Source organism: Nostoc sp., assembly GCF_036918245.1.
In the GTDB taxonomy this organism is placed as follows: Bacteria; Cyanobacteriota; Cyanobacteriia; order Cyanobacteriales; family Nostocaceae; genus Nostoc.
In genome coordinates this window covers 28,759-49,244 of sequence record NZ_JBALEF010000061.1, presented here as the reverse complement: position 1 = coordinate 49,244, position 20,486 = coordinate 28,759, and the positions used below count along the sequence as shown (strand labels likewise).

The following is a 20,486-nucleotide window of genomic DNA, read 5'->3' as shown; positions in this document are numbered from 1 at the left end:
CTGTTCCGGCTCACTCATAAGACTTCACAACTACCACCAGCTGCCTCAATTTTGCTACGAGCTGAACTTGTAAAAGCTGCCGCTTGTACTTTGAGCGGGATGCTCAATTCCCCGTTACCTAAAACTTTCAATGGCCCTTTGACAGCAGTCAGGATACCTGCGGCTTTCAAGGAGGTCAAAGTTACTTCCGTATTCGCGGGAAGGGAGGCTAGCTTCTCTACATTAATCGTAGTGTAAATCTTCTGATTAACAATCGGAAAGCCCTTCAGCTTAGGTAAGCGGCGGTACAATGGCTGTTGACCACCTTCAAAACCTGGTCGGGTACCACTACCAGAACGAGATTTTTGACCCCGCATACCTAGACCAGCACTAGCGCCTTGACCGGCAGAAATACCTCTAGCTACACGCTTTTTCCGTTTCTTTGAGCCTTTTTGCGGCTTAACATCATGGAGTCTCATAAGTTATCAAGTTCTCATTTGTCGTTTGTCATTCGTCGTTTGTCATTTGTCATTTGTCCTTTGTTATTCACTAATGACTCATGACCAATGACTAATGACTAAATTAGATGTAGAGATTTTGAATAGGAATACCGCGATCTTCGGCGACTTCAGAAAGGGTACGCAGTGTAGATAAGGCATTAACTGCGGCTCTAGCATTATTGAGCGGATTGTTGGAGCCTAGTTGCTTGGCTAAAACGTTACGAACTCCGGCTAATTCCAACACAGTTCGCACTGCACCACCAGCAATTACCCCAGTACCAGGTGAGGCTGGACGCATAATCACTTTTGCACCGCCACCGACACCATCAATGGGATGGGGGATGGAGTTGGATTTGGTGATTGGGACATCAATGAGGTGTTTTTTGCCGTCGGCTACGCCTTTTTTGACGGCGCCAATTACATCTGAGGCTTTGCCTACTCCGACACCAACTTGACCACGTTCGTTACCAACGACAACGATCGCTCGGAAGCTGAGTTTCTTACCACCTTTGACCACTTTACTTACGCGTCGGATTTGGATAACCCGCTCTTGCCAAGTGGTTTCTTCTTTTTTGGCACGCTTTGTTCTACTTTTACGCTCTGTTGCCATAATTTATGCTCTGGTGAACGTCATTTGTCAGTTGTCATTTGTCATTTGTCCTTTGTCATTTGTCCAATAACTAATGACTAATGACCAATGACTTTAGAAATCTAAACCAGCTTCGCGTGCTGCATCAGCTAGTGCTTTGACACGACCATGATATAAGTTACCACCGCGATCGAAGACTACTTTGGTGATGCCTTTTTCTAGCGATCGCACTGCGATCAATTTACCAACTTGCACCGATGCGTCGCGGTTTGCACATGACGCTAAACTAGATTTCAACTCTGGTTCTACAGTCGATGCGGACACGATGGTTTGATGCTGAGTATCATCAATTAGCTGGGCATAAATATGCTCATTAGAACGAAATACCGCTAAACGCGGACGTTCTGGGGAGCCAATCACTTTGCCACGAACGCGTCGATGACGACGGTTTTTTGATTCTCTACGAGTAAGTTTCATTTCTACTTCTTACCACCCTTACCAGTCTTACCAGCCTTCCGTCTGACCACTTCACCGGCATAGCGAATGCCTTTACCTTTGTAAGGTTCTGGTGGACGAACGGCACGAATTTTGGCGGCTGTGTTACCGACAATTTCTTTGTCATAGCCGCTGACAATGACGTTAGTGGTACCTTCTACGGCAAACTGAATTCCATCTGGTGGTTCAATTTGCACTTGATGGCTATAACCCATATTTAAAACTAGGTTACGCCCTTGAAGTTGTGCTCTGTAACCAACACCTTGAATTTCCAAACGGCGCTGAAAACCTTGGGAAACTCCCTCGACCATGTTGGCAACTAAAGTGCGGCTCAAGCCGTGCAATTGCTTCGATGTCCGAGTTTCATCCCGACGATTTACGTGTAATATTTCCCCCTCTTGAGAGAGTGAGACATTATCTCTGAGAGTGCGAGAAAGTTCTCCTTTCGGCCCTTTCACCACAATATTCGTACCATTGATCGCCACTTGAACTTTGGCGGGAATAGTAATTGGACGTTTACCAATACGAGACATGACTTTTTGTCCTTTGTTATTTGTCCTTTGCCTTTTGTCCTTTGTCTTTCACTAATGACAAGTGACAAATGACTAATGACCAATGACTACCAAACGTAACAAAGTACTTCGCCACCCAAGTTCTGACGCCGCGCTTCGCGGTCAGTCATAATGCCACTGGATGTAGAAATAATGGCAATGCCAATGCCGCCTAGTACCCTTGGTAATTCTTTTCGATTTGAATAAACACGCAAGCCAGGCTTACTGACCCGTTTTAAGGCGGTGATCAGAGGCTGACGGTTTTTCCCCTTGTATTTCAGGGAAATCACCAGATTGCGTTTTACCCCTTCTTCTGCTTCTTCGATTTCAGCAATAAAGCCTTCCTCCCGTAGCACTTTGGCAATGCTCCGGGTCAATTTTGTCGCTGGCACTTGTGTAGTTTGATGCCGCGCCAGGTTGGCATTGCGGATGCGCGTCAGCATATCTGCAATTGTGTCGTTAGCCGCCATCGTTCCCTCTATAGATGAACTTATTGATCGCGAAAGGGCATTCCTAATTCTTTAAGTAAGGCGCGTCCCTCTTCGTCGTTTTTTGCTGTGGTGATGATGGAAATATCCATCCCACGCACTTGATCGATGCTGTCGTATTCGACTTCTGGAAAAATTAGCTGTTCTCTCACACCCAGAGTGTAGTTACCGCGTCCGTCAAAGCTTTTAGGGCTAACGCCGCGAAAATCTCGAATTCTGGGTAGTGACAGGCTAACTAACCGATCGAAAAAGGCATACATCCGTTCGGCTCTGAGTGTCACCATGATCCCCACAGGCATCCCTTGACGAATCTTAAAGCCAGCGATCGCCTTTTTCGCCCGTGTCACCACTGGTTTTTGACCTGTTACCACGGCAATCTCGTTGATAGATGCCTCTAGTGACTTCGCATTTTGAGCTGCTTCACCCAAACCTCGGTTAATCGTAACCTTTACCAACTTTGGTACTTGATGAACGTTGGTATATTGAAACTGATTGATCAGTTTGGGGACGATTGTCTCTTGATATAAGGTTTTGAGTCTTGTTGTCGGCATAGTTTTTTGTCCTGATATCCCTGGGCTTGGTCAGGGAAGCTTTAATTTTTGATTTTAGATTAAATTTAAAATCTAAAATCTCAAGTTGACTAATTCTTATTTATCGAGAATTTCGCCAGTTTTCTTGAGTTTTCTGACCTTTTTGCCTTCTGAGGTAAAAGTGTAACCAACACGACTGGCAACGTTTTGCTTAGTGGAATAAAGCATGACGTTGGAGCTATGAATCGGGAATTCTTGGGTAATAATTCGCCCTGATTCCCCTTCTTGCTGGGGTTTGACGTGCTTGGTTTTAATGTTGACACCTTTGACGATAACTTTACTCAGTTGGGGAAGTGCCTGAGTAATTTCGCCAACTTTTCCTTTGTCTTTGCCAGCAATCACTTGTACGGTGTCGCCAGTTTTGACGTGCATTTTGTGGAATACTTTGGGCGTACCCTGTTTGGTTGCCATTAAAGCACCTCCGGAGCCAGAGAAACAATTTTGGTAAAGTTTTTATCGCGTAGTTCCCGTGCAACTGGGCCAAAAACCCGTGTACCTCTGGGATTACCGTCTTTGTTGATGATTACAGCGGCGTTATCATCAAAGCGAATACTCATGCCACTGTCACGAGATACGGCTTTACGAGTGCGGACAATTACTGCTTCCACGACATCAGACTTTTTTACAGCCATGTTGGGTGTAGCATCTTTGACAACGGCGATAATTTTATCGCCGATAAAACCATAACGGCGGTTGCCTCCACCTAAGATGCGGATGCACATTAGTTTACGGGCGCCGCTATTATCTGCGACATTCAGGTAAGTCTGGGGTTGAATCACAATTATTCTCCCTTGTAATGTTGTTAGAAACTAACAACGATGAGGTTTAAGTAGGCTTGACGTTCAGGACTTCTGTGATTTTCCAGCGCTTGGTTTTACTCAGGGGTCTAGTTTCCTGAATGCGAACGCGATCGCCTACTTTACACTGATTTTCTTCGTCGTGAACTTTATATCGTTGGGTGTTAACCACAATCTTGCCGTACTTGGGGTGAGGAGCACGGTTTTCTATGGCTACTACCACAGTTTTTTGCATTTTATCGCTCACTACCAAGCCAACTCGTTCTTTAACTGCCATAATCTCCTACTTTTTTTCTTTAGCCGATTGACTTGCTGCCCGTTTGCGTTCTGTTTCTAGCGTCAGCAATTGGGCTAGGCGGTGGCGCAATTGTCGGAACTGGTGGGGCTTTTCTAGTTGTCTGGTGGCTTTTTGCAAGCGCAACTGAAATAGTTGTCTTTTGATCGCGACAATTTCATCAGAGAGCTTCTCGTCACTTAATTCTCTAGCTTCTGAAATCTTGGGAAGAGGCATAAGCTACTCCTGCTCCTGTGGTTGAGAGCGCACAATAAACTTAGTTTTGATGGGCAGTTTAAATGAAGCCAAACGCATAGCTTCACGGGCGATTTCTTCAGAAACCCCACCGATTTCAAACAAAATTCGTCCTGGCTTGACTACAGCTACCCAAAACTCTGGATTACCTTTACCGGAACCCATCCGGGTTTCAGCAGGACGCATGGTTACAGGTTTATCAGGGAAAATCCGAATCCAGATTTGTCCACCGCGACGAATATAACGGGTCATCGCCCGACGAGAAGCCTCGATTTGCCGGGAGGTAATCCAAGCAGGTTCTTGCGCTTGGAGTGCAAAATCACCAAAGTTGAGGGTGCTACCACGCGTGGCTAGTCCTTCCATCCGTCCGCGCTGTTGTTTGCGGAATTTAGTTCTTCTAGGGCTTAACATGGTTTGTTACTTGTCATTTGTCATTTGTCCTACCCTGCGGGTACTCCGTTGGAGAACTCGAAGAGTAGCCGCTGGCGCGTCTATGTCATTTGTCATCTGCCATTTACTAATGACTAATGACTAATGACGATTTATCCTTCATTCGAGCGGTCTTCAAATTGCTGGCGACGACGTTGTTGTTGACGGCGACGGGGTTCACGTTCGCGTTCGCGGGGATCGCGTTCGCGTTCGCGGCTTGCTGGTGGTAGGGGTGTTTCTTCCTGTCCAGGAATAATTTCTCCCTTAAACACCCATACTTTGATACCTAAAATGCCGTAAACAGTTTTTGCCGTGCAATAAGAGTAGTCAATGTCAGCCCGTAAGGTATGTAAAGGTACTCTACCTTCACGAGTCCACTCTGTCCGGGCAATCTCCGCACCGTTGAGGCGACCGCTAACTTGGATTTTAATACCTTGGACACCAGCGCGTTGGGCACGTTGAATCGATTGCCGCACTACCCGCCGAAAGGAAACCCGACGTTCTAATTGTTGAGCAATGTATTCGGCAATTAGGTAGGCATCAGCATCAACCCGTTGAACTTCAACTACATTGATCCGAATTTGACGATTACTACCCAACAATCCTTGGAGTCCGGTACGTAAGGATTCAATACCTTGTCCACCACGACCCACAACTACCCCAGGTCTAGCTGTGCGCACTTCTAAGTCGATTTGGTCGGCTTTGCGCTCAATCCGCACTTCGGAAATTCCGGCGTTGTTTTGAGCCTGTCTACCCAGCTTTTGTTCTATGTATTGACGGAGTTTGTAATCTTCTTGTAGTAGTTCTGGATAGCGATCAGGAACAGCAAACCAACGGGATTGATGTTCATGTGTAATACCCAGGCGAAAACCAACTGGATGAATCTTCTGTCCCACGAATGCTTCCTCTAAAATTTCTTACTTTACGCAATTTATTCGTGTAAACGCGCTTATTTTTCTGGGGCGGCTGCAACAGCCACAGTAATATGACACGTCGGCTTGCGAATTTGGTAAGCTCGACCTTGCGCTCTTGGTTGGAAGCGCTTCAACGGCGGCCCTTGATCGGCATAAGCCTGAGTAATCACTAGTTGAGTCCGATCTAACCCAGCGTTGTGTTCGGCATTGGCAGCAGCGCTTCTGAGAACCTTCAAGATGGGTTCAGTAGCGCGATAGGGCATGAATTCCAGGATGATTAACGCTTCTCGGTAAGACCGCCCGCGGATTTGATCGAGTACCCGACGCACTTTATAGGCCGAGATGCGGATAAAACGAGCGATCGCTTTTACTTCAGTAGTACTATTAGCCATAATTTTCTCCAATTTTGTCATTTGTCACTGGTCATTTGTCACTTGTCTTTAGCTAATGACTAATGACTTCATGACTAATAACTACCTACCTGCTTTTTTGTCGCTTTTTCCATGACCCCTGTAGGTGCGTGTCGGGGCAAATTCACCCAACTTATGTCCTACCATCTGTTCATTTACAAAAACGGGAACGTGTTGGCGTCCGTTGTGAACAGCTATGGTATGCCCTACCATTAGAGGCAAAATTGTCGAAGCTCGTGACCAAGTTTTAATAACTTCTTTTCTGTTGTTGTCGTTGAGCTTTTCAATTTTCTTTAGGAGATGATCCGCAACGAAAGGACCTTTTTTTAGAGAACGACCCATAGTTCAATTTTGGATTTAGGATTTAGGAATTAGTAGTGAGGAGTTAGGAGTGAGGAGTTTATAAGTTAGATTCAACTCATAACTCATAACTTCTAACTCTTTAAGATTCACGACCACCGCGACCGCGTTTAGAAGACTTACGACGACGACGTACAATCAACTTGCTGCTAAGTTTCTTGCGATTGCGTGTCTTCGCACCCAATGTGGGTTTACCCCAAGGTGTAACAGGCCCCGATCTACCGATAGGCGCTCTACCTTCACCACCACCATGTGGGTGATCCACTGGGTTCATGACGCTACCTCTAACCTTAGGACGGCGACCTTTCCAGCGATTTCGTCCGGCTTTACCTGCACTCAGGTTTCTTGCATCGGTGTTGCCTACTTGCCCAATAGTGGCGTAGCACTCGCGTCGAATCAAGCGGACTTCTCCTGAAGGCAACTTGAGAGTTACGTAATTACCTTCTTTTGCCACAACTTGGGCGCTAGCACCAGCAGCACGGACAATTTGACCACCTTTACCAGGTGTGAATTCTACGTTGTGAACACTAGTACCTAAGGGAATCTTCCAGAGCGGTAAAGCATTACCATCTTCAAAGGGAGAATCAGGCCCAGATACAATTATTGTTCCAACTTTCAACCCGTTGGGGTGAAGGATGTACCGTTTTTCGCCATCTTGGTAATACAAAAGGGCAATTCTGGCGTTGCGGTTAGGATCGTATTCAATTGCTGCGACTTTGGCAGGAATATTATGTTTATCCCTTTTAAAATCGATGATCCGATAAAGTTGTTTATGTCCGCCACCCCGGCGACGACTAGTAATCCGTCCGTGATTATTCCGACCTTTGGCGCGATGCTTCGAGGTTGTTAGGGATTTTTCTGGCTCGGTTCTGGTAATTTCCGCAAAGTCAGAGATTGTAACTTGGCGAGTGCTGGGGGTATAAGGGCGATAAGAACGAGTACCCATATTTTTAAATGCTGAGTGCTGAGTGCTGAGTGCTGAGTGCTGAGTGTTGAGTTTTGAGTTCAGTAACTCTTAACTCCTAACTCCTAACTCACAACTTTTTAGACTTCTGGGAATAGAACTTGTCTAATCTTGTCTTCATCCCCAGGTGCGACGGTGACGATCGCTCGCTTATATTGGGGTTTATAACCAATAAATTTACCAACGCGCCGCTTTTTGCGCGGTGGTAAGATGGTGTTGACTTTTACAACCTTGACCTGAAACAAGTCTTCGATCGCAGCCTTGATTTCTGGCTTAGAGGCCTTTGGAATTACTTCAAAGGTGTACTTGTTTTGCTCCATCAAAATGGTCGCTTTCTCGGTGACGATTGGGCGACGTACTAAGTCGGCAAGGTCGCGGGGGTCAAAGCTAGGCACTGTAGACCTCCTGAATTTTTTCTAGGGCTGATGCCGTAACTACAATTTTGTCAGCGTGCAGTAAATCAAAAACATTTAGCTGGTCGGCTGCAATTAGTTTTAAATTTTCAATGTTGCGGGCTGATAAATAAACGTTATCTGTATCCGCAATTTCAGACAAAATTAACAGTGCCTTGCTTTCTGGTACTATTCCCCAACGGGCAAGCGCTGCCACTAATTCTTTAGTCTTCGGGCGAGATAGCTCGGTGCTAAATTCTTCTACTACGATCAAGTCGTCAATACGACCGACAAATGCTGTCCGCAGTGCTAAACGTCGCTCTTTGCGGTTCAACTTCAGGTCGAAATCTCTAGGCTTTGGCCCAAAGATCACACCACCACCACGCCACAATGGTGAACGAATAGACCCTGCACGAGCGCGACCAGTACCTTTTTGCCGCCAAGGTTTACGGCCACCACCTCTGACTTCCGAACGAGTTTTTGTACTGGCATTTCCTTGACGAGCATTGGTCAATTGCCGTACTAAGGCGCGGTGCACAATATGAGACGCTGTTTCTTCCTTGGCAACGCGCAACTCGAAGGTCGTCTCGCCGACCTGTTCTCCTTGCCAATTTTTAACTACGCTTTCAACCATCTTTGTTATCTGTCCTTTGTCCTTTGTGAGCCACTGCGGTTTTGGGGTTTCCCCAAGTAAAGCACGTGGCGTCATTTGTCATTTGTCTTTTGTCCTTAGCCAATGACTACTGACTACTGACTAATGACTTTTGACTATCCCACTATTTTTGCAGGCACAACACTTACTAGAGCGCCTGCTTTACCAGGGATGGCTCCTTTAATTAGCAATAAGTTGCGTTCTGGGTCAACTCGCACTATCGTCAGCTTGCGGATTGTAATACGTTTTCCACCTAAACGACCTGCCATCCGCTTACCTGGATAGACACGACCTGGTGTTGTACCAGCACCAATAGAACCCGGTGCTCTGTGGTTTTTGGAACCGTGTGACATTGGCCCGCGACCAAAGTTGTTGCGCTTTTGGTTTCCCGCAAAGCCGCGACCGATGCTTGTACCGACGACATCAACAATTTGACCAGCGCTAAAAATATCTGCTTTAATCTCTTGACCTAAAGCATAATCACTAGAGCTATCGGTATGATATTCATTTAAGTGACGCAATGCTGGGGCAGATGATTTAGCCAAATGACCCAGTAGAGGTCTGTTTAGTGCCTTGGGTTTGACTTCGCCATAACCAACTTGAATGGCAAAGTAACCGTCGGTTTCTTTCGTTTTAACTTGTGTAACGGTGCATGGCCCTGCTTGAATGACAGTTACAGGAATAGATACTCCTGCTTCGTCAAATATTTGGGTCATGCCCAGCTTGGTGCCGAGAATACCTACAGACACAGTAACTGGTTCTCCTTTCTACTTGCTGACCTTGGAATTGGACTCTAGAGGACACGCTTTGTACGCATCAGTTTAGGCTGGGTTAGCCTGCGAAATTTGGAATGGTTTCAATAAACCGCTCCAAATGCTTTCGGACACAACAAACCGTGTCCGTACTGCTTGGTGAATCTGTTTAGCTTCACTCATTAGATCACCAGAACAGCCACAAGTTTCTTCCCGTTGGGAAGGAGTAACTTCTGGAATCAATGCAAGGCGCTACAGCTTTAAGCTGTGTGCAGCAATGCTTTCGTCCAAGCAATTGCTCTGGCACTTTCTGGAGGCAGCGCTGTCGGCGGGTTTTCCGATTTGTACACGCCCGAAGGGCGGCTTCCCGGAGATTGGCTACTGCCGTGTTGCAGTTGGACTTAAGCGGTTATTACCGCCCAGTATCCGTTAACTGAGACTCACGTAATGCCATGAAACCAACATTGCTGCTCAGTTTTTACTTCCTTAAACACCTTAAACTATTGTTTAAGCTTTTGCCTGCTTTTTTAGAGGCACAGGAGTAAACGTACCTTGGAGCTTAGGATTAACTTTGGTTATTCTTCCATAAGCTCTAATGTTGACCTGAAAGCTTTCTTAGTTTAACAGTCTACGATCAATCTGAGTTAGATTATCCAATTTGGATTAAGTCATCAGTTTTTGATGCTAACACTACTTCAGAATGACAGTAAAAAGTCAACCTAATTTGCGTGTTTGGTCACAATCTAATAATATAAATTATTTATTTATGTTTGTCCAGTAATTTATAGAGCTATTTTTAGGGAGTGGGGGAAGCAGGGGGACAAGGGAGAATAACTATGCCCAATGCCCAATGCCCAATACCCAAAAAAATGCTTTTAATCTATCGGTTCAGGGTAAATAATAGAGATATCTAAGTGGGATAAGACGAAAATCTATGGCACTAATTACCACTGGCAACGGTTTAATCCGCGATCTGGAAAAATTTGGCGCTCTGGGAGTGTATGTACCTCTGGAAGGGGGTTATGAAGGTCGATATCAGCGCCGACTACGGGCAGCTGGCTATACTACCCTTCACATTACTGCTAAAGGACTGGGTGATGTAGCTGCCTATCTCACAAGAATTCATGGAGTCAGACCTCCTCATCTTGGGAAAAAAAGTACTGGTAGCGGGGCGGCAGTAGGTCAAGTGTACTATCTTCCACCAATTCTCAATTCTCATTTAGAACAGTTACCACCAAAATCCAAGGGGCTGGTCTTGTGGATTATTGAAGGGCATATTCTTTCCAATGAGGAACTTGAGTATTTGACGAATTTGCCTCAACTAGAACCACGAGTGAGAGTAATCATTGAGAGGGGTGGCGATCGCTCTTTCCGTTGGACTTCTCTAGAAAAAACTCTGTTAGCTAGTTAGTCCTTTGTCATTAGTCATTAGTCATAAGCTTATGACTAATGACTCAATTCAATCAGCATTTCAATAATGCTGAATCGAAAACCACAAGATGCAAATAACCGCCGTGAAGCCTCGTTAGCAATTGCTGTATCTAGACGAATTTGCTTGACGCCCATCTGATGAAAGCGTTCAACACTTAGCATCATCATCTGCCGCGCAATTCCGTTTTGGCGATATTCCGGCTTGACCCAGATATCATGAATAAAAGCAAATTCCTGTAACCGATAAATTGGTATTTCTCGCTCAACTGTTGCCACCAGAAACCCTACAATTTGCCCTTCATTTTCGGATACTAGAAATATACTGCGATCGCTATTTGCCAAACGCGTCAACCATTGCTCATAACGCTGTTCTGGATGCGGTAGAAAACCATACTTGGCGGAATCCCAAGACTCATGCAAAGCACAAATTTTGGCAACCATTGGTAAAACTGCGGGTACGTCGGTTATTGTGGCGGGGCGGATCAGCATAAGCTTTCAAGCACAAAAAGCACAAACAAGAAAGAATGCCTAGAAGTGAGATATATATGGCGGTTCTCGTTTGAGTGCAGTACAGTTTCAACCTCACTTCCATTCCTCTCTCCTAAGAGGAGAGAGGCTTTGAATCTTACTCCCCTTCCCTAGCAGGGAAGGGGTTGGGGGTTAGGTCTGTATTGGACTCAACTGCAAACCGCTATAGTTTTTATTCACTTACTCCGGCAAGAGTATCGTTTTGTTGACCCTGAGCATCATAAACTTTGGAAAACTTTGTTTTTAGCATTGGGGAAAAGCTGGCTTGGTTAGAGCAAGGGTGATGTCTAAGTGGATATCTGAAATGGTTATAAGGTTTAGAGACTATGGCAAACGGTTGTCTATTTATAACCACTCCAGAAACAAACAGCAATCGCAATCACCAGCAAAATCGATATTGCTCTATGTGCAACTTAAATGTTGATTAGCTGATAAGTTTTTTCGTAACTCCACGCAATCGGGTTAACACTGGCTTTGCCCAATTTCCACCAAGCAAATCGTGCAACAGAATATAAAAACAGGGGATGATAAATAGTGTCAGCATCGTTGCGATCGCCATCCCAAAGAAAACTACAATCCCTAAAGGCTGCAAAAACTCAGAACCTTCGCCAATACCTAATGCCAAAGGAAACAATCCCAAGATAGTGGTGACTGTGGTCATGATAATTGGGCGTAAGCGTTGAGGAGCAGCTTTCATGATCGCAATTTGGCGAGTACAACCTTCTTCATCCCGAATTTGGTTTGCTAGTTCTACCATTAGAATCCCTGCGTTCACCACAATTCCCACCAGCAGCACAACACCAACAATTACAGTTGCACCAATTGCCGTTTGGGTAATGTAAAGTCCAAAAATTCCCCCAGCTAATGCTAGTGGTACGGTGAAGATAATTACCAATGGGTCAATCAGCGAATTGTATTGCACCGCCATGACTACAAAGATTAAGAACACCGCCAACGCCCCCAAAGTTTTTAAAGCATCCTGAAGTTGCTGATTAGTTTCTTGGGCAGAACTAGGCACAATTGAAACGCCATCAGGTAAGTCTACATCTTTGAGTACCTCGTTTACTTCTGCGATCGCTTCACCAAGACTAGCTCCCTCACTGAGATTTCCTGCGACAATAAAAGCTTGGCGCTGATTAATCCGTTGCACCTCACCAGGCGCTTGACCTTCTTGAATCTTCGCCACATCTGAAAGGCGGATTAGTTGATTGTTTTCTGTAAATAGCGGTAATTGCTCTAACTGAGAAGGACGTTGAATCGCTTCTTTATTTAGCTGCACCCGCACGTCAACTAAACGATTACCGCGTTGAATTTGCGTGGGAACTGAACCTTCAATTGCTGTTTGAACTGTTGCACCAATTTGCCCGGCGCTCAACCCTAAAGCTGAAACCCGTTCCCAGTCGGAGCGAATTTGGATTTCCGGTTGTCGGGGGTCGGCATCTGGTCGGAATGTCGCTAATTTTGCCCTTTCTTGTAATGCTTGCAGTACTTGAGCGCCTGCTTGCGTTAAATTTTCTTCGTTCTCACCTTGCAGAACCACGTCAACTTCTGACCCTTGCACTGGAGAATTACTCAAGATTAAACCCCGCACCTGACCAGGATTGAGGCGTAGCAGAATTCCTGCTAAGTTGAGTTTATTAAATTCCTGAGTTACTTTTTTGACGAAAGCTTCGACATCTGTGCCTGGTTTAAGATTGATGGTACTACTGGCACGTAAAGGATTTTCTGTAGTACTGCTGCCAAATAAATTACCACCCACTGTTGTGAAAGCAGACTCGGTTTCTGGTTGTTTGAGCAAAATGTCATCGACAATTTGCATAACTTTTTGAGAAGTTACTAAAGGTGTACCGGGAGGAAACTGCGCTCTCAAGTTAGCTTGACCAGTACTAATGCGGGGTAAAATTTCTTGGGGAATTTGACCAAACATGAAGAAGCTACTGCCGCCTAAAATTACTAAAGCAGCAGTTACTACGAAAAAGCGATAGCGTAAGACCTTGGTTAAGAAGTTACCGTATCCCCGCGTCGCATCTTCAAATCGGTGATTAAATTGTCTAAGCAGCCAAAATTCGCTGATCCTACTAGACCAGCGAATTCCCAAGAGTCGAGAAGACAGCATCGGCACTATTGTGATGGCGACGACAAGGGATGCTGCGACTGCGAAGCTAATTGTCAGAATCAGTTCATTAAATAGCAGTGCAATAAAGCCGCCAATTAAGAGGAATGGCACTACAGAAACTAAGTTGGCACCTGTAGCAGCAACTAAAGCAGATTCTACTTCTTGGGAAGCTGCGATCGCACTGTCAATAAAGAATTTGGAATTTCTCCCCTTCCCCTCTGCTCCTCTGCTCCCCTGCTCCCCTGCCTCCATCTCCCTCTGATTGGGAGTCATACCTGCTTTTTCAGAAATGTTCTCCAAGATCACAACTGATGTATCAATTGCTTGACCGACTCCTAGTGTCAGACCTGCCAAACTAAAAACATTCAAGGTTAAGCCAAATATTCTCATTAAAGCGATCGCCGCCAGAGTACACAGCGGAATCGTCAAACTAATAATGAATGTTTGCCTGAACGATCCCAAAAATAACAACACTGCTGCTGCTGCTAACAATGCCCCAGAAATCCCCGAAAAGATGACATCATTTAAAGAATTACGGATGAAGACAGATTCATCTGTGGTGGGACTCAAAGTCATGTCTGCTGGAATTAAACCTGATTGTCGTAATTGTTCAATTCGCCGCTTCACAGCATCTACAACTGTGATCGTGTTGGCTTCAGGCTGCTTTTGGACTGAAAATTTCACCGCAGGCTGACGATTCAGATAAACAAATACTCGCTGTTCTTCTGTATCGTCAATTACCTTAGCAAAATCTCGCAAATAAACACGGCGGGAAGGTGCAGGGGTAGTGGTAGTAGTGGTAGTGGTATTACTGCTATTACTGGTATTAGCACTAGCAGGAGAAGAAACTTCCAAGGAAAGGTTTTCAATTTCCTTGGCATTTTGGAAGCGTCCGACAGTGCGAGTCAATGGCTCAGAATTTTGCCCCAGAATCCGACCACCAGAAGTATCTTGGTTACGGGCTGTTAATTCATTTAAAACATCATTTAACCCGACACCCAAAGCTTGCAATCGGTTTAAGTCAACAAGCACTCGTACTTCTTCCTCTGCGCCACCAGATACATCAACGGAAGCGACTCCCGGCACGACACTGAGTTCACGCGTTAACTCTTCATCAGCAAATACGCGTAACTCTTTACCTGGCAATGAAGCAGAGGTCAGCGCCAATTCATAAACCGGCAATTGAGAAGGATCGACTTTGAATAAGCGCGGCTCCTCTATCGTATCTGGTAATTGTCCTCGATTTCGGTTAAAAGCAGCAGTTGCATCGTTTAGGGCTTGGTCAATATCGCCCCCTGGTTGGAAGTATAAATCGAGGCTTACCTGTCCTTCACGGGTGCGGGAGAAAACTTGCACTACATTCTCGGTTGCTGATAAAGCTTCTTCTAAAGGTCTGGTGATTTCATCTACTGCTACTTCTGGTGAAATACCAGGGGCTTCTAGCCGAACGCCAATTCGGGGATAAGTAATTGACGGTAGCAAATCGACTTGGATCGTTGTGAGAAAAAATACCCCAATGACAATTACTGCCACAGTGAGCATGAGTGTGCCAATGTGTTGGCGGATAGCGATCGCACTAAGGCTAAATCCGCCATTGCCATTATTATTGTTTGTCTGTTGCATGATACTAAGTGATAAGTGCTAAGTGCTGACTACTGAGTACTTTTTTCTTTGGTATGGTGGTTATCGCTCACCCGACTATTGCTTTTCTGAAAGAATTGAAAGACTTACAGTGTCACCTTCTTTTAACGGCTTACCACTACGAACAACATAGCGTTCTCCCGCTTGCAAACCGGATAAAATTTCCACCTTGCCATCAGCCCTTTTTCCTAAAGTGACTGCACGCGTCGCTACTTTCGTCTTGCCTTCTGTGTCTTTCACCACAAATAGCGTCCCCGATGGGTTTTCTTGCTCTTTTCCTGCTCCCTTTGCTGCCTCTGCTTGTTTTTGAATAGCTGTTTGCGGCACTACTACCCGCTGTTGAGTCTGGTTTTCAAAGTTGACTCGCGCCAGTAGTCCGCTGCCAATCTTACCTTGAGTGTTGGGAATCACTACTTCTACAGGTATCAAGCGAGCTGTGGCATCGGCTGCGGGGGAAATGCGCGTAACTCTGCCAATTAATGCTTCTTTGGGGAAGGCATCTAAACGCACTTGTACAGACTGCCCAACTTGAATTTGTGACAGTTCTAATTCGGAAACTTGGACGACAACTTTGACACGATTAAAGTCGCCAATTTTCAAGACTTCGCTACCTGCTTGCAGCAGATTGCCTGGTTCTGTCACCTTTTCTGTGACTACGCCAGTGATGGGGGATACCAGCCGAGCGTAAGACCTGCGTTCTTTGGTTTGAGCAACCAATGCCTGTTGAGCAAGTACTCTACCTTGAGCAGCAGCAACGGCTTGCTGTTCTGTCCGAACTTGTTCTTGGGCTGCCCGGAGTGCCTGGGCGGCTGTTTTTGCCTGGGTACGTGCTTGCTGGGCAGTTTGTTCAGCGATCGCTCCAGCTTTGAACAACCTCTGCTGCCGTTCTGAGTCTGCTTGAGCTTGTACTACTTCTAGCCGCGCCCGTTCAACGTCTGCACGGGCATTGCTTACCTGATTTGTTGCCCTGGCTACTTCTGATTTGAGGGCTGCTAGCTCTGCTTCTGCTTGCTTTAATTCGGTCGAAAGGATGGCATCATCTAACTGTCCGACGTTTTGCCCAAGTTTTACTGCATCGCCGACATCAAGGTTCAAAGCCAAGAGCCGGGCTTCTACCTGCGATCGCAGTGACACAATTCGGAAGGGTGTTGTATTACCTGTGTATTCTGGTTGTGTTTGCAGCGTATCAGTTCGAGCGATCGCCACATCTACAGCCGTTGCACTAACACGTTGTCCACTACCAGGACTCTGAGATTGTGCATCAGCCGCTTCTTCCTTGGGTAGCGCTCCACAATTCGCTGTCAGCAGTCCTATGCCCAGCAAAAAGGGAATCAATAATATGGATGCAAAAGGGGAAGACACCTTTGTGTTAACGCTACTCTTTGTATCTGCAACAACCATATCAGTCTTCACAATTGAATCTAACTGGGTATTAATTACCTGGTTAGCGGCTGCGAAAGGTGAGATTTTCGCCTGCTTGTGCGGCTTATTTCTGTCCAAAATCATTTATTTTTCTTGTATTTGGGGAGCTTTTTGGGTTAAACAGCCGTGCATTACCAAGTAATTTTGAGACATTATGAATAGTGAAAAGCGGCGAGAGTCAATTAGCTATCTTCTTGCAGAATTTTGTATCAAAAATTACTTTTTATTCCGAAAATTTCTCACCACTTTAACTCTTTACATTGAGTCGGCAGCTTTTTAGCTGCGGATGCAATTCTTAGCTCAGTATAAATATTTTTAAATTTCTTGCAATCTGCCCTTAGTAGAAGACTTGTATTTACTGAAGATACGGGAGTTTTACGCCCCTACTTCTAAAATAGGCAGTATTAAATAACTATACTTAGGCTGACATTGCTAGGCTTGCTATAGGAAAATGCCTGGTAATTTTTACGCTCAATCCAATATATTAAGAATAGTAAACATAAATTGCTTTTTTTGGCGTTGTGATATTTCAATCAAGCGGTCGTATAGACAGCGAAGAAAAGGGCGATACATATTACAGCCACCAATATTAGGTCAGGAAAGTTAAAAGTGACATTATTGCTAAAAATTGCACAAACCGCTGACGAAGCCCAGATTTCCGAATTTTTCCAGGAATCAGCGGGTAACTGGCGATCGCAACGGCGCTACTACACCCTACCCAAGGGAGAAACCAAGGAGATAGAAAGTATAGTTACGATCAATTTTCTCAACCAAGGCTGTGATGAATTGCAAAACCTAGCTCAGATGCACGATTTGCCTGATACAGGTAGTTTGATCTGTGGTGCAGCAGTGACATGGGAAAGTACAGATGTACTAAATCCCAAGAAAGAGTCGCAAGGTTCAACGATATTTGGGGCTATGGGAAACATTTTGTATCGCGATCGCGGTTTTGCCATATCCAAACCAGTCACCGCTCAGTATTATTTCTCCAACCCTAAAACAATGTGTTTGCGAACTGAGTACAACGGTTCAGTCTTTGAAGAAGAGTTAAAGTTAATTGGCAGCAAATACCGTACCAGACAAACCATTATCTCCCGTGCTGGTGAGCAGTTAATGATTGGTCAATATTTAGAAAAGAGAGTGGATTAGTTGATCTCGTGGGTGCGGTTCACTAGAGCCTCACCCGTTTTGAGACTAGCCAGCATCTAGCTATTAACCGCTTATATAACTTTTTATAACAGTTTTTCAAACTTTTTCTAGAAAGTTAGTTGTTATGTCATCATGGGAAGTGAAATGAGAATTAATTCGGTGACAGTGTTTGTTTTTAGTATTGACAGGCTTTTCCCTTTTGGTATTACAGACTTCTCTCCGAAATCTAAATCTCTACAAACTTATGATTTTGGAGACATTTGATGTCAATTTACGTAGGTAACCTCTCTTATGATGTTACACAAGATGCGCTGAGTGCTGTATTTGCAGAATATGGTGCTGTAAAGCGTGTTCAACTACCCACAGACCGTGAAACAGGTCGTTTACGCGGCTTTGCTTTCGTAGAAATGAGTTCAGAAGATGAAGAAGCAAAAGCCATTGAAGCTCTTGATGGTGCTGAATGGCTTGGTCGTGACCTCAAAGTAAATAAAGCCAAGCCCAAAGAAGACAGAAGTGGTGGTTCCTTTGGGAACCGTGGTGGTGGCGGCGGTTACAACCGTAGCAACAACCGCTACTAAGCTTAATTGAATTTAGAAAAGGCTCAGGCAGGAATGCTTGAGTCTTTTTTATGCAAAATTTTGATTCTAAATAATCTTAGGCAATTACTTATCATACCGCACTGATGATTCTCTAACCAGAGTGCCCTGATGAAAGATCATTTTCCATCGCTCATTGTTTAATTTCCAGATGGAACTTCGCAACGAATGAACAGGTTGTTCGCCAGATATATGTCTGACTATACGAGAAGTTACTAAAATAACCCCTGTTGCTAAAACTAACGTTTTGAATTCTGTTATCAATCTTTGAGTCAGGGGTTGGATGGGTTCATTCTGCAAGCTCTCGATAATTTGCTGTTTATTAAAAACACGCCCTGATCTGACGAATTCAATGAACTCGTCAGCAAGTAAATCTATGATATCTTTAGCTGACTTTCGTACATCGGGTTGAAGCAAACGCTCCTCCAACTCACGAAAAAGTGATTCTTCTAAATAGTCTGCTTTCATATATGTTTTGAAGACTAAATTGGATAGTGGCAGGTATGATTAGGCGATTGATCGCTACTAATTATATTTTGCGATCGCTTTGAACTTTGATTTTTATGCGATCGCACCCTTGAGCAAGTTAATTAAAAAAACCCGCTGATTGGTAGGGATTCCAGCGGGGTTAAATAATACAGTTATCTTTTCAGAGAAACCAACACTAAACTTGATTACAGAGCTACTAGAAACTTTTATGACTAATAGTAACTATTTATAAATGTTTATGAACTAGGTTTTTAGGATGATGCCTGTGATGTTTAATGTGATGAACTTTAGCAGATTTTACTCTAGTATGATGGATAGTTTTAGCTTGAGCTTGAGATGCAAAAGCGGTTAAGGGTGCAGCAAAAATTAGAGCCAAAAGTAAAGCTTTAGCGAACTTATTCACTGGAAAATCCTCATCAGGTAATCAACAATTTAACTATCCAATAGACGTATGTCATAAGTTTGTAATTGAGATGAATCTTTCATGTCTATTTTTACATTCGTCAAATATAGGACTTACGTCAATACTGTTCGGTTAAGGCAAGAGACGCGATGAATCGCCATCTATACAATAGACCTCTTGCACAAATGCAAAATTCGCCCTCATCCCCCAACCCCTTCTCCCAATTTTGGCAGAAGGGGAGCCAAATTCAAAGTCCCTCTCCCAAGCTTGGGAGAGGGATTTAGGGTGAAAGCTCATTGATTCATGCAAGAAGTCTAATGGTTATCGCATCTTTGCGATCTAGAATTTTCATCAAAAAACCTTAACCGAATCGTATTGGAGCTTACGTGGAATACTTAGCTAAAAAATACTTGCTGGCATTTCATTCTTAAATGTAACAATTTGGACATCATCCAAATAACTGTAATTTGGCTATGATACCTGGGTTAATTTTGATTAGGAAATGCTGAGATCCATCAATTCTTCTGCTACGTCAAAGTTAGCTGTGACATTTTGCACGTCATCCAAGCCTTCTAGAGTATCAATTAACTTGAAAAGCGATCGCGCCTGATCGGGATCGGTAACTTCTACACTATTACTAGGAATCCAGCGCAATTCGGCATCAGCTACCTTAAAGCCTTGATTTTTGAGCGTCTGACTAAGGTTTTCTAAATTTCCAATATCAGTAAATACCTCAGCCATTTCATCTTCAGTCATCTCATAAGACTCGGCACCGCCTTCGAGGGATGCTTCTAAAAGCTGTTCTTCGTCAAGTACACCCGGCACTACACAAACGCCTTTTTGTTCAAACATCCAGCTAACGCAACCTGTTTCACCAAGATTGCCACCATTTTTACTAAAAGCTACACGCAAGTCAGCAGCAGTGCGATTGCGATTATCTGTGAGGGCTTCGATTAAAATCGCTACACCACAAGGGCCATAGCCTTCGTAGCGAATCGCTTCAAAGGTAGCATTATCGCCGCCAAAAGTGCCTGCACCTTTAGCGATCGCTCGTTCAATATTATCATTGGGGATACTCGCTGCCTTTGCCTTGTCAATTGCCGTGCGAAGTTGAAAATTCAGCGCCGGATCTGGTACGCCGCTTCTAGCCGCAACGATAATCGCCCTGGATAACTGAGTAAAGGTTTTTCCCCTTTTTGCATCTACTACCGCTTTTTGGCGCTTAATATTTGCCCATTTACTATGTCCTGCCATAATTTGAGATTATCATAATTCTATTCAAGATTAGGATATACCTAGCTTTTGTCTGAATGCAAAGGT

Annotated in this window: 27 protein-coding genes; 3 read left to right on the top strand and 24 right to left on the bottom strand. The window is 44.5% G+C overall.

Going from position 1 to position 20,486, the window contains the following annotated elements; all coding sequences use genetic code 11:
* Positions 1-14: 14 nt before the first annotated feature.
* The 18 genes from rplO to rplC form a co-directional block, all read right to left on the bottom strand.
* Positions 15-458, bottom strand: a complete 444-nt coding sequence (gene rplO, locus V7L12_RS17505) for a 50S ribosomal protein L15 (RefSeq protein WP_334818714.1) — start codon at positions 456-458, stop codon at positions 15-17.
* Between the two features lie 103 nt (positions 459-561).
* A complete protein-coding gene (gene rpsE / locus V7L12_RS17500) occupies positions 562-1,089 on the bottom strand; it encodes a 30S ribosomal protein S5 (protein ID WP_334730166.1) in 528 nt (175 codons plus the stop codon).
* A 93-nt stretch (positions 1,090-1,182) separates the two neighbouring features.
* Positions 1,183-1,545 (bottom strand): 50S ribosomal protein L18, encoded by a 363-nt coding sequence (rplR, locus tag V7L12_RS17495; protein ID WP_334922542.1) that lies wholly within the window; start codon positions 1,543-1,545, stop codon positions 1,183-1,185.
* 2 nt (positions 1,546-1,547) lie between these two features.
* A complete protein-coding gene (rplF, locus tag V7L12_RS17490) occupies positions 1,548-2,096 on the bottom strand; it encodes a 50S ribosomal protein L6 (protein WP_012410711.1) in 549 nt (182 codons plus the stop codon).
* An 86-nt stretch (positions 2,097-2,182) separates the two neighbouring features.
* Positions 2,183-2,584 carry a 30S ribosomal protein S8 gene (gene rpsH / locus V7L12_RS17485; RefSeq protein WP_094349096.1) on the bottom strand — a complete coding sequence of 134 codons (402 nt, stop codon included), beginning with the start codon at positions 2,582-2,584 and terminating at the stop codon, positions 2,183-2,185.
* Positions 2,585-2,604: 20 nt separating this feature from the next.
* Positions 2,605-3,153 carry a 50S ribosomal protein L5 gene (gene rplE, locus V7L12_RS17480; protein WP_292774910.1) on the bottom strand — a complete coding sequence of 183 codons (549 nt, stop codon included), beginning with the start codon at positions 3,151-3,153 and terminating at the stop codon, positions 2,605-2,607.
* Between the two features lie 96 nt (positions 3,154-3,249).
* Positions 3,250-3,603, bottom strand: coding sequence for a 50S ribosomal protein L24 (gene rplX, locus V7L12_RS17475; protein WP_069070771.1), 354 nt, complete (start codon positions 3,601-3,603; stop codon positions 3,250-3,252).
* Positions 3,603-3,971, bottom strand: a complete 369-nt coding sequence (gene rplN / locus V7L12_RS17470) for a 50S ribosomal protein L14 (protein WP_069070772.1) — start codon at positions 3,969-3,971, stop codon at positions 3,603-3,605. The genes rplX and rplN overlap by 1 nt, the downstream gene beginning before the upstream one ends.
* A 46-nt stretch (positions 3,972-4,017) precedes the next feature.
* On the bottom strand, positions 4,018-4,266 hold the full coding sequence (gene rpsQ, locus V7L12_RS17465; RefSeq protein ID WP_094349093.1) for a 30S ribosomal protein S17: 249 nt from the start codon (positions 4,264-4,266) through the stop codon (positions 4,018-4,020).
* Between the two features lie 6 nt (positions 4,267-4,272).
* Complete coding sequence (rpmC, locus tag V7L12_RS17460; RefSeq protein ID WP_179068334.1) at positions 4,273-4,500, bottom strand: 50S ribosomal protein L29; 228 nt, start codon at positions 4,498-4,500, stop codon at positions 4,273-4,275.
* 3 nt (positions 4,501-4,503) lie between these two features.
* Entirely contained in the window at positions 4,504-4,929 is a 426-nt protein-coding gene (gene rplP, locus V7L12_RS17455) for a 50S ribosomal protein L16 (protein ID WP_012410718.1), read from the bottom strand.
* A 131-nt stretch (positions 4,930-5,060) separates the two neighbouring features.
* Complete coding sequence (gene rpsC / locus V7L12_RS17450) at positions 5,061-5,843, bottom strand: 30S ribosomal protein S3 (RefSeq protein WP_335086057.1); 783 nt, start codon at positions 5,841-5,843, stop codon at positions 5,061-5,063.
* Positions 5,844-5,896: 53 nt separating this feature from the next.
* Positions 5,897-6,253 (bottom strand): 50S ribosomal protein L22, encoded by a 357-nt coding sequence (gene rplV, locus V7L12_RS17445; protein ID WP_335086055.1) that lies wholly within the window; start codon positions 6,251-6,253, stop codon positions 5,897-5,899.
* An 81-nt stretch (positions 6,254-6,334) separates the two neighbouring features.
* Positions 6,335-6,613: a 30S ribosomal protein S19 gene (rpsS, locus tag V7L12_RS17440; protein ID WP_012410721.1), complete on the bottom strand. Its 279-nt coding sequence runs from the start codon at positions 6,611-6,613 to the stop codon at positions 6,335-6,337.
* Positions 6,614-6,713: 100 nt separating this feature from the next.
* Positions 6,714-7,577: a 50S ribosomal protein L2 gene (gene rplB / locus V7L12_RS17435; RefSeq protein ID WP_094349090.1), complete on the bottom strand. Its 864-nt coding sequence runs from the start codon at positions 7,575-7,577 to the stop codon at positions 6,714-6,716.
* Positions 7,578-7,675: 98 nt separating this feature from the next.
* Entirely contained in the window at positions 7,676-7,990 is a 315-nt protein-coding gene (locus V7L12_RS17430) for a 50S ribosomal protein L23 (protein WP_094349089.1), read from the bottom strand.
* Positions 7,983-8,621, bottom strand: coding sequence for a 50S ribosomal protein L4 (gene rplD, locus V7L12_RS17425; RefSeq protein WP_335086072.1), 639 nt, complete (start codon positions 8,619-8,621; stop codon positions 7,983-7,985). Before rplD ends, V7L12_RS17430 begins: the two co-directional genes overlap by 8 nt.
* A 134-nt stretch (positions 8,622-8,755) precedes the next feature.
* Complete coding sequence (gene rplC / locus V7L12_RS17420) at positions 8,756-9,388, bottom strand: 50S ribosomal protein L3 (RefSeq protein ID WP_335086053.1); 633 nt, start codon at positions 9,386-9,388, stop codon at positions 8,756-8,758.
* Between the two features lie 937 nt (positions 9,389-10,325).
* Here rplC and V7L12_RS17415 point away from each other — a divergent pair.
* On the top strand, positions 10,326-10,802 hold the full coding sequence (locus V7L12_RS17415) for an NAD(P)H-quinone oxidoreductase subunit N (protein ID WP_292774912.1): 477 nt from the start codon (positions 10,326-10,328) through the stop codon (positions 10,800-10,802).
* Positions 10,803-10,837: 35 nt separating this feature from the next.
* Here V7L12_RS17415 and V7L12_RS17410 read toward each other — a convergent pair whose 3' ends face one another.
* From V7L12_RS17410 to V7L12_RS17400, 3 genes are all read right to left on the bottom strand, one after another.
* Entirely contained in the window at positions 10,838-11,311 is a 474-nt protein-coding gene (locus V7L12_RS17410; protein WP_335086049.1) for a GNAT family N-acetyltransferase, read from the bottom strand.
* A 463-nt stretch (positions 11,312-11,774) separates the two neighbouring features.
* Positions 11,775-15,089: an efflux RND transporter permease subunit gene (locus V7L12_RS17405; protein ID WP_335086047.1), complete on the bottom strand. Its 3,315-nt coding sequence runs from the start codon at positions 15,087-15,089 to the stop codon at positions 11,775-11,777.
* Between the two features lie 75 nt (positions 15,090-15,164).
* Entirely contained in the window at positions 15,165-16,613 is a 1,449-nt protein-coding gene (locus V7L12_RS17400) for an efflux RND transporter periplasmic adaptor subunit (protein ID WP_335086045.1), read from the bottom strand.
* 525 nt (positions 16,614-17,138) lie between these two features.
* On the opposite strand from V7L12_RS17400, the gene V7L12_RS17395 reads away from it, so the two are divergent.
* Complete coding sequence (locus V7L12_RS17395; protein ID WP_335086043.1) at positions 17,139-17,678, top strand: phycobiliprotein lyase; 540 nt, start codon at positions 17,139-17,141, stop codon at positions 17,676-17,678.
* Positions 17,679-17,941: 263 nt separating this feature from the next.
* A complete protein-coding gene (locus V7L12_RS17390) occupies positions 17,942-18,256 on the top strand; it encodes an RNA recognition motif domain-containing protein (RefSeq protein ID WP_194041514.1) in 315 nt (104 codons plus the stop codon).
* An 84-nt stretch (positions 18,257-18,340) separates the two neighbouring features.
* Here the strand turns inward: V7L12_RS17390 and V7L12_RS17385 are convergent, their stop codons facing one another.
* The 3 genes from V7L12_RS17385 to V7L12_RS17375 form a co-directional block, all read right to left on the bottom strand.
* Positions 18,341-18,742 (bottom strand): nuclear transport factor 2 family protein, encoded by a 402-nt coding sequence (locus V7L12_RS17385; protein WP_335086041.1) that lies wholly within the window; start codon positions 18,740-18,742, stop codon positions 18,341-18,343.
* Positions 18,743-18,989: 247 nt separating this feature from the next.
* On the bottom strand, positions 18,990-19,166 hold the full coding sequence (locus tag V7L12_RS17380; RefSeq protein WP_335086039.1) for a hypothetical protein: 177 nt from the start codon (positions 19,164-19,166) through the stop codon (positions 18,990-18,992).
* Between the two features lie 495 nt (positions 19,167-19,661).
* Complete coding sequence (locus V7L12_RS17375; protein ID WP_335086037.1) at positions 19,662-20,420, bottom strand: YebC/PmpR family DNA-binding transcriptional regulator; 759 nt, start codon at positions 20,418-20,420, stop codon at positions 19,662-19,664.
* Positions 20,421-20,486: the final 66 nt, after the last annotated feature.

Coding starts and splice junctions, on each gene's coding strand:
- rpmC (WP_179068334.1), bottom strand. CDS start 4,500: ATGCCTCTTCCCAAGATTTCAGAAGCTAGAGAATTAAGTGACGAGAAG.
- rplP (WP_012410718.1), bottom strand. CDS start 4,929: ATGTTAAGCCCTAGAAGAACTAAATTCCGCAAACAACAGCGCGGACGG.
- V7L12_RS17400 (WP_335086045.1), bottom strand. CDS start 16,613: ATGATTTTGGACAGAAATAAGCCGCACAAGCAGGCGAAAATCTCACCT.
- rplF (WP_012410711.1), bottom strand. CDS start 2,096: ATGTCTCGTATTGGTAAACGTCCAATTACTATTCCCGCCAAAGTTCAA.
- rpsQ (WP_094349093.1), bottom strand. CDS start 4,266: ATGGCAGTTAAAGAACGAGTTGGCTTGGTAGTGAGCGATAAAATGCAA.
- rplD (WP_335086072.1), bottom strand. CDS start 8,621: ATGGTTGAAAGCGTAGTTAAAAATTGGCAAGGAGAACAGGTCGGCGAG.
- V7L12_RS17410 (WP_335086049.1), bottom strand. CDS start 11,311: ATGCTGATCCGCCCCGCCACAATAACCGACGTACCCGCAGTTTTACCA.
- rplX (WP_069070771.1), bottom strand. CDS start 3,603: ATGGCAACCAAACAGGGTACGCCCAAAGTATTCCACAAAATGCACGTC.
- rpsH (WP_094349096.1), bottom strand. CDS start 2,584: ATGGCGGCTAACGACACAATTGCAGATATGCTGACGCGCATCCGCAAT.
- V7L12_RS17385 (WP_335086041.1), bottom strand. CDS start 18,742: ATGAAAGCAGACTATTTAGAAGAATCACTTTTTCGTGAGTTGGAGGAG.
- rplE (WP_292774910.1), bottom strand. CDS start 3,153: ATGCCGACAACAAGACTCAAAACCTTATATCAAGAGACAATCGTCCCC.
- V7L12_RS17415 (WP_292774912.1), top strand. CDS start 10,326: ATGGCACTAATTACCACTGGCAACGGTTTAATCCGCGATCTGGAAAAA.
- rplO (WP_334818714.1), bottom strand. CDS start 458: ATGAGACTCCATGATGTTAAGCCGCAAAAAGGCTCAAAGAAACGGAAA.
- V7L12_RS17405 (WP_335086047.1), bottom strand. CDS start 15,089: ATGCAACAGACAAACAATAATAATGGCAATGGCGGATTTAGCCTTAGT.
- rplR (WP_334922542.1), bottom strand. CDS start 1,545: ATGAAACTTACTCGTAGAGAATCAAAAAACCGTCGTCATCGACGCGTT.
- rplB (WP_094349090.1), bottom strand. CDS start 7,577: ATGGGTACTCGTTCTTATCGCCCTTATACCCCCAGCACTCGCCAAGTT.
- rpsE (WP_334730166.1), bottom strand. CDS start 1,089: ATGGCAACAGAGCGTAAAAGTAGAACAAAGCGTGCCAAAAAAGAAGAA.
- rplV (WP_335086055.1), bottom strand. CDS start 6,253: ATGGCTAATAGTACTACTGAAGTAAAAGCGATCGCTCGTTTTATCCGC.
- V7L12_RS17390 (WP_194041514.1), top strand. CDS start 17,942: ATGTCAATTTACGTAGGTAACCTCTCTTATGATGTTACACAAGATGCG.
- V7L12_RS17375 (WP_335086037.1), bottom strand. CDS start 20,420: ATGGCAGGACATAGTAAATGGGCAAATATTAAGCGCCAAAAAGCGGTA.
- rpsS (WP_012410721.1), bottom strand. CDS start 6,613: ATGGGTCGTTCTCTAAAAAAAGGTCCTTTCGTTGCGGATCATCTCCTA.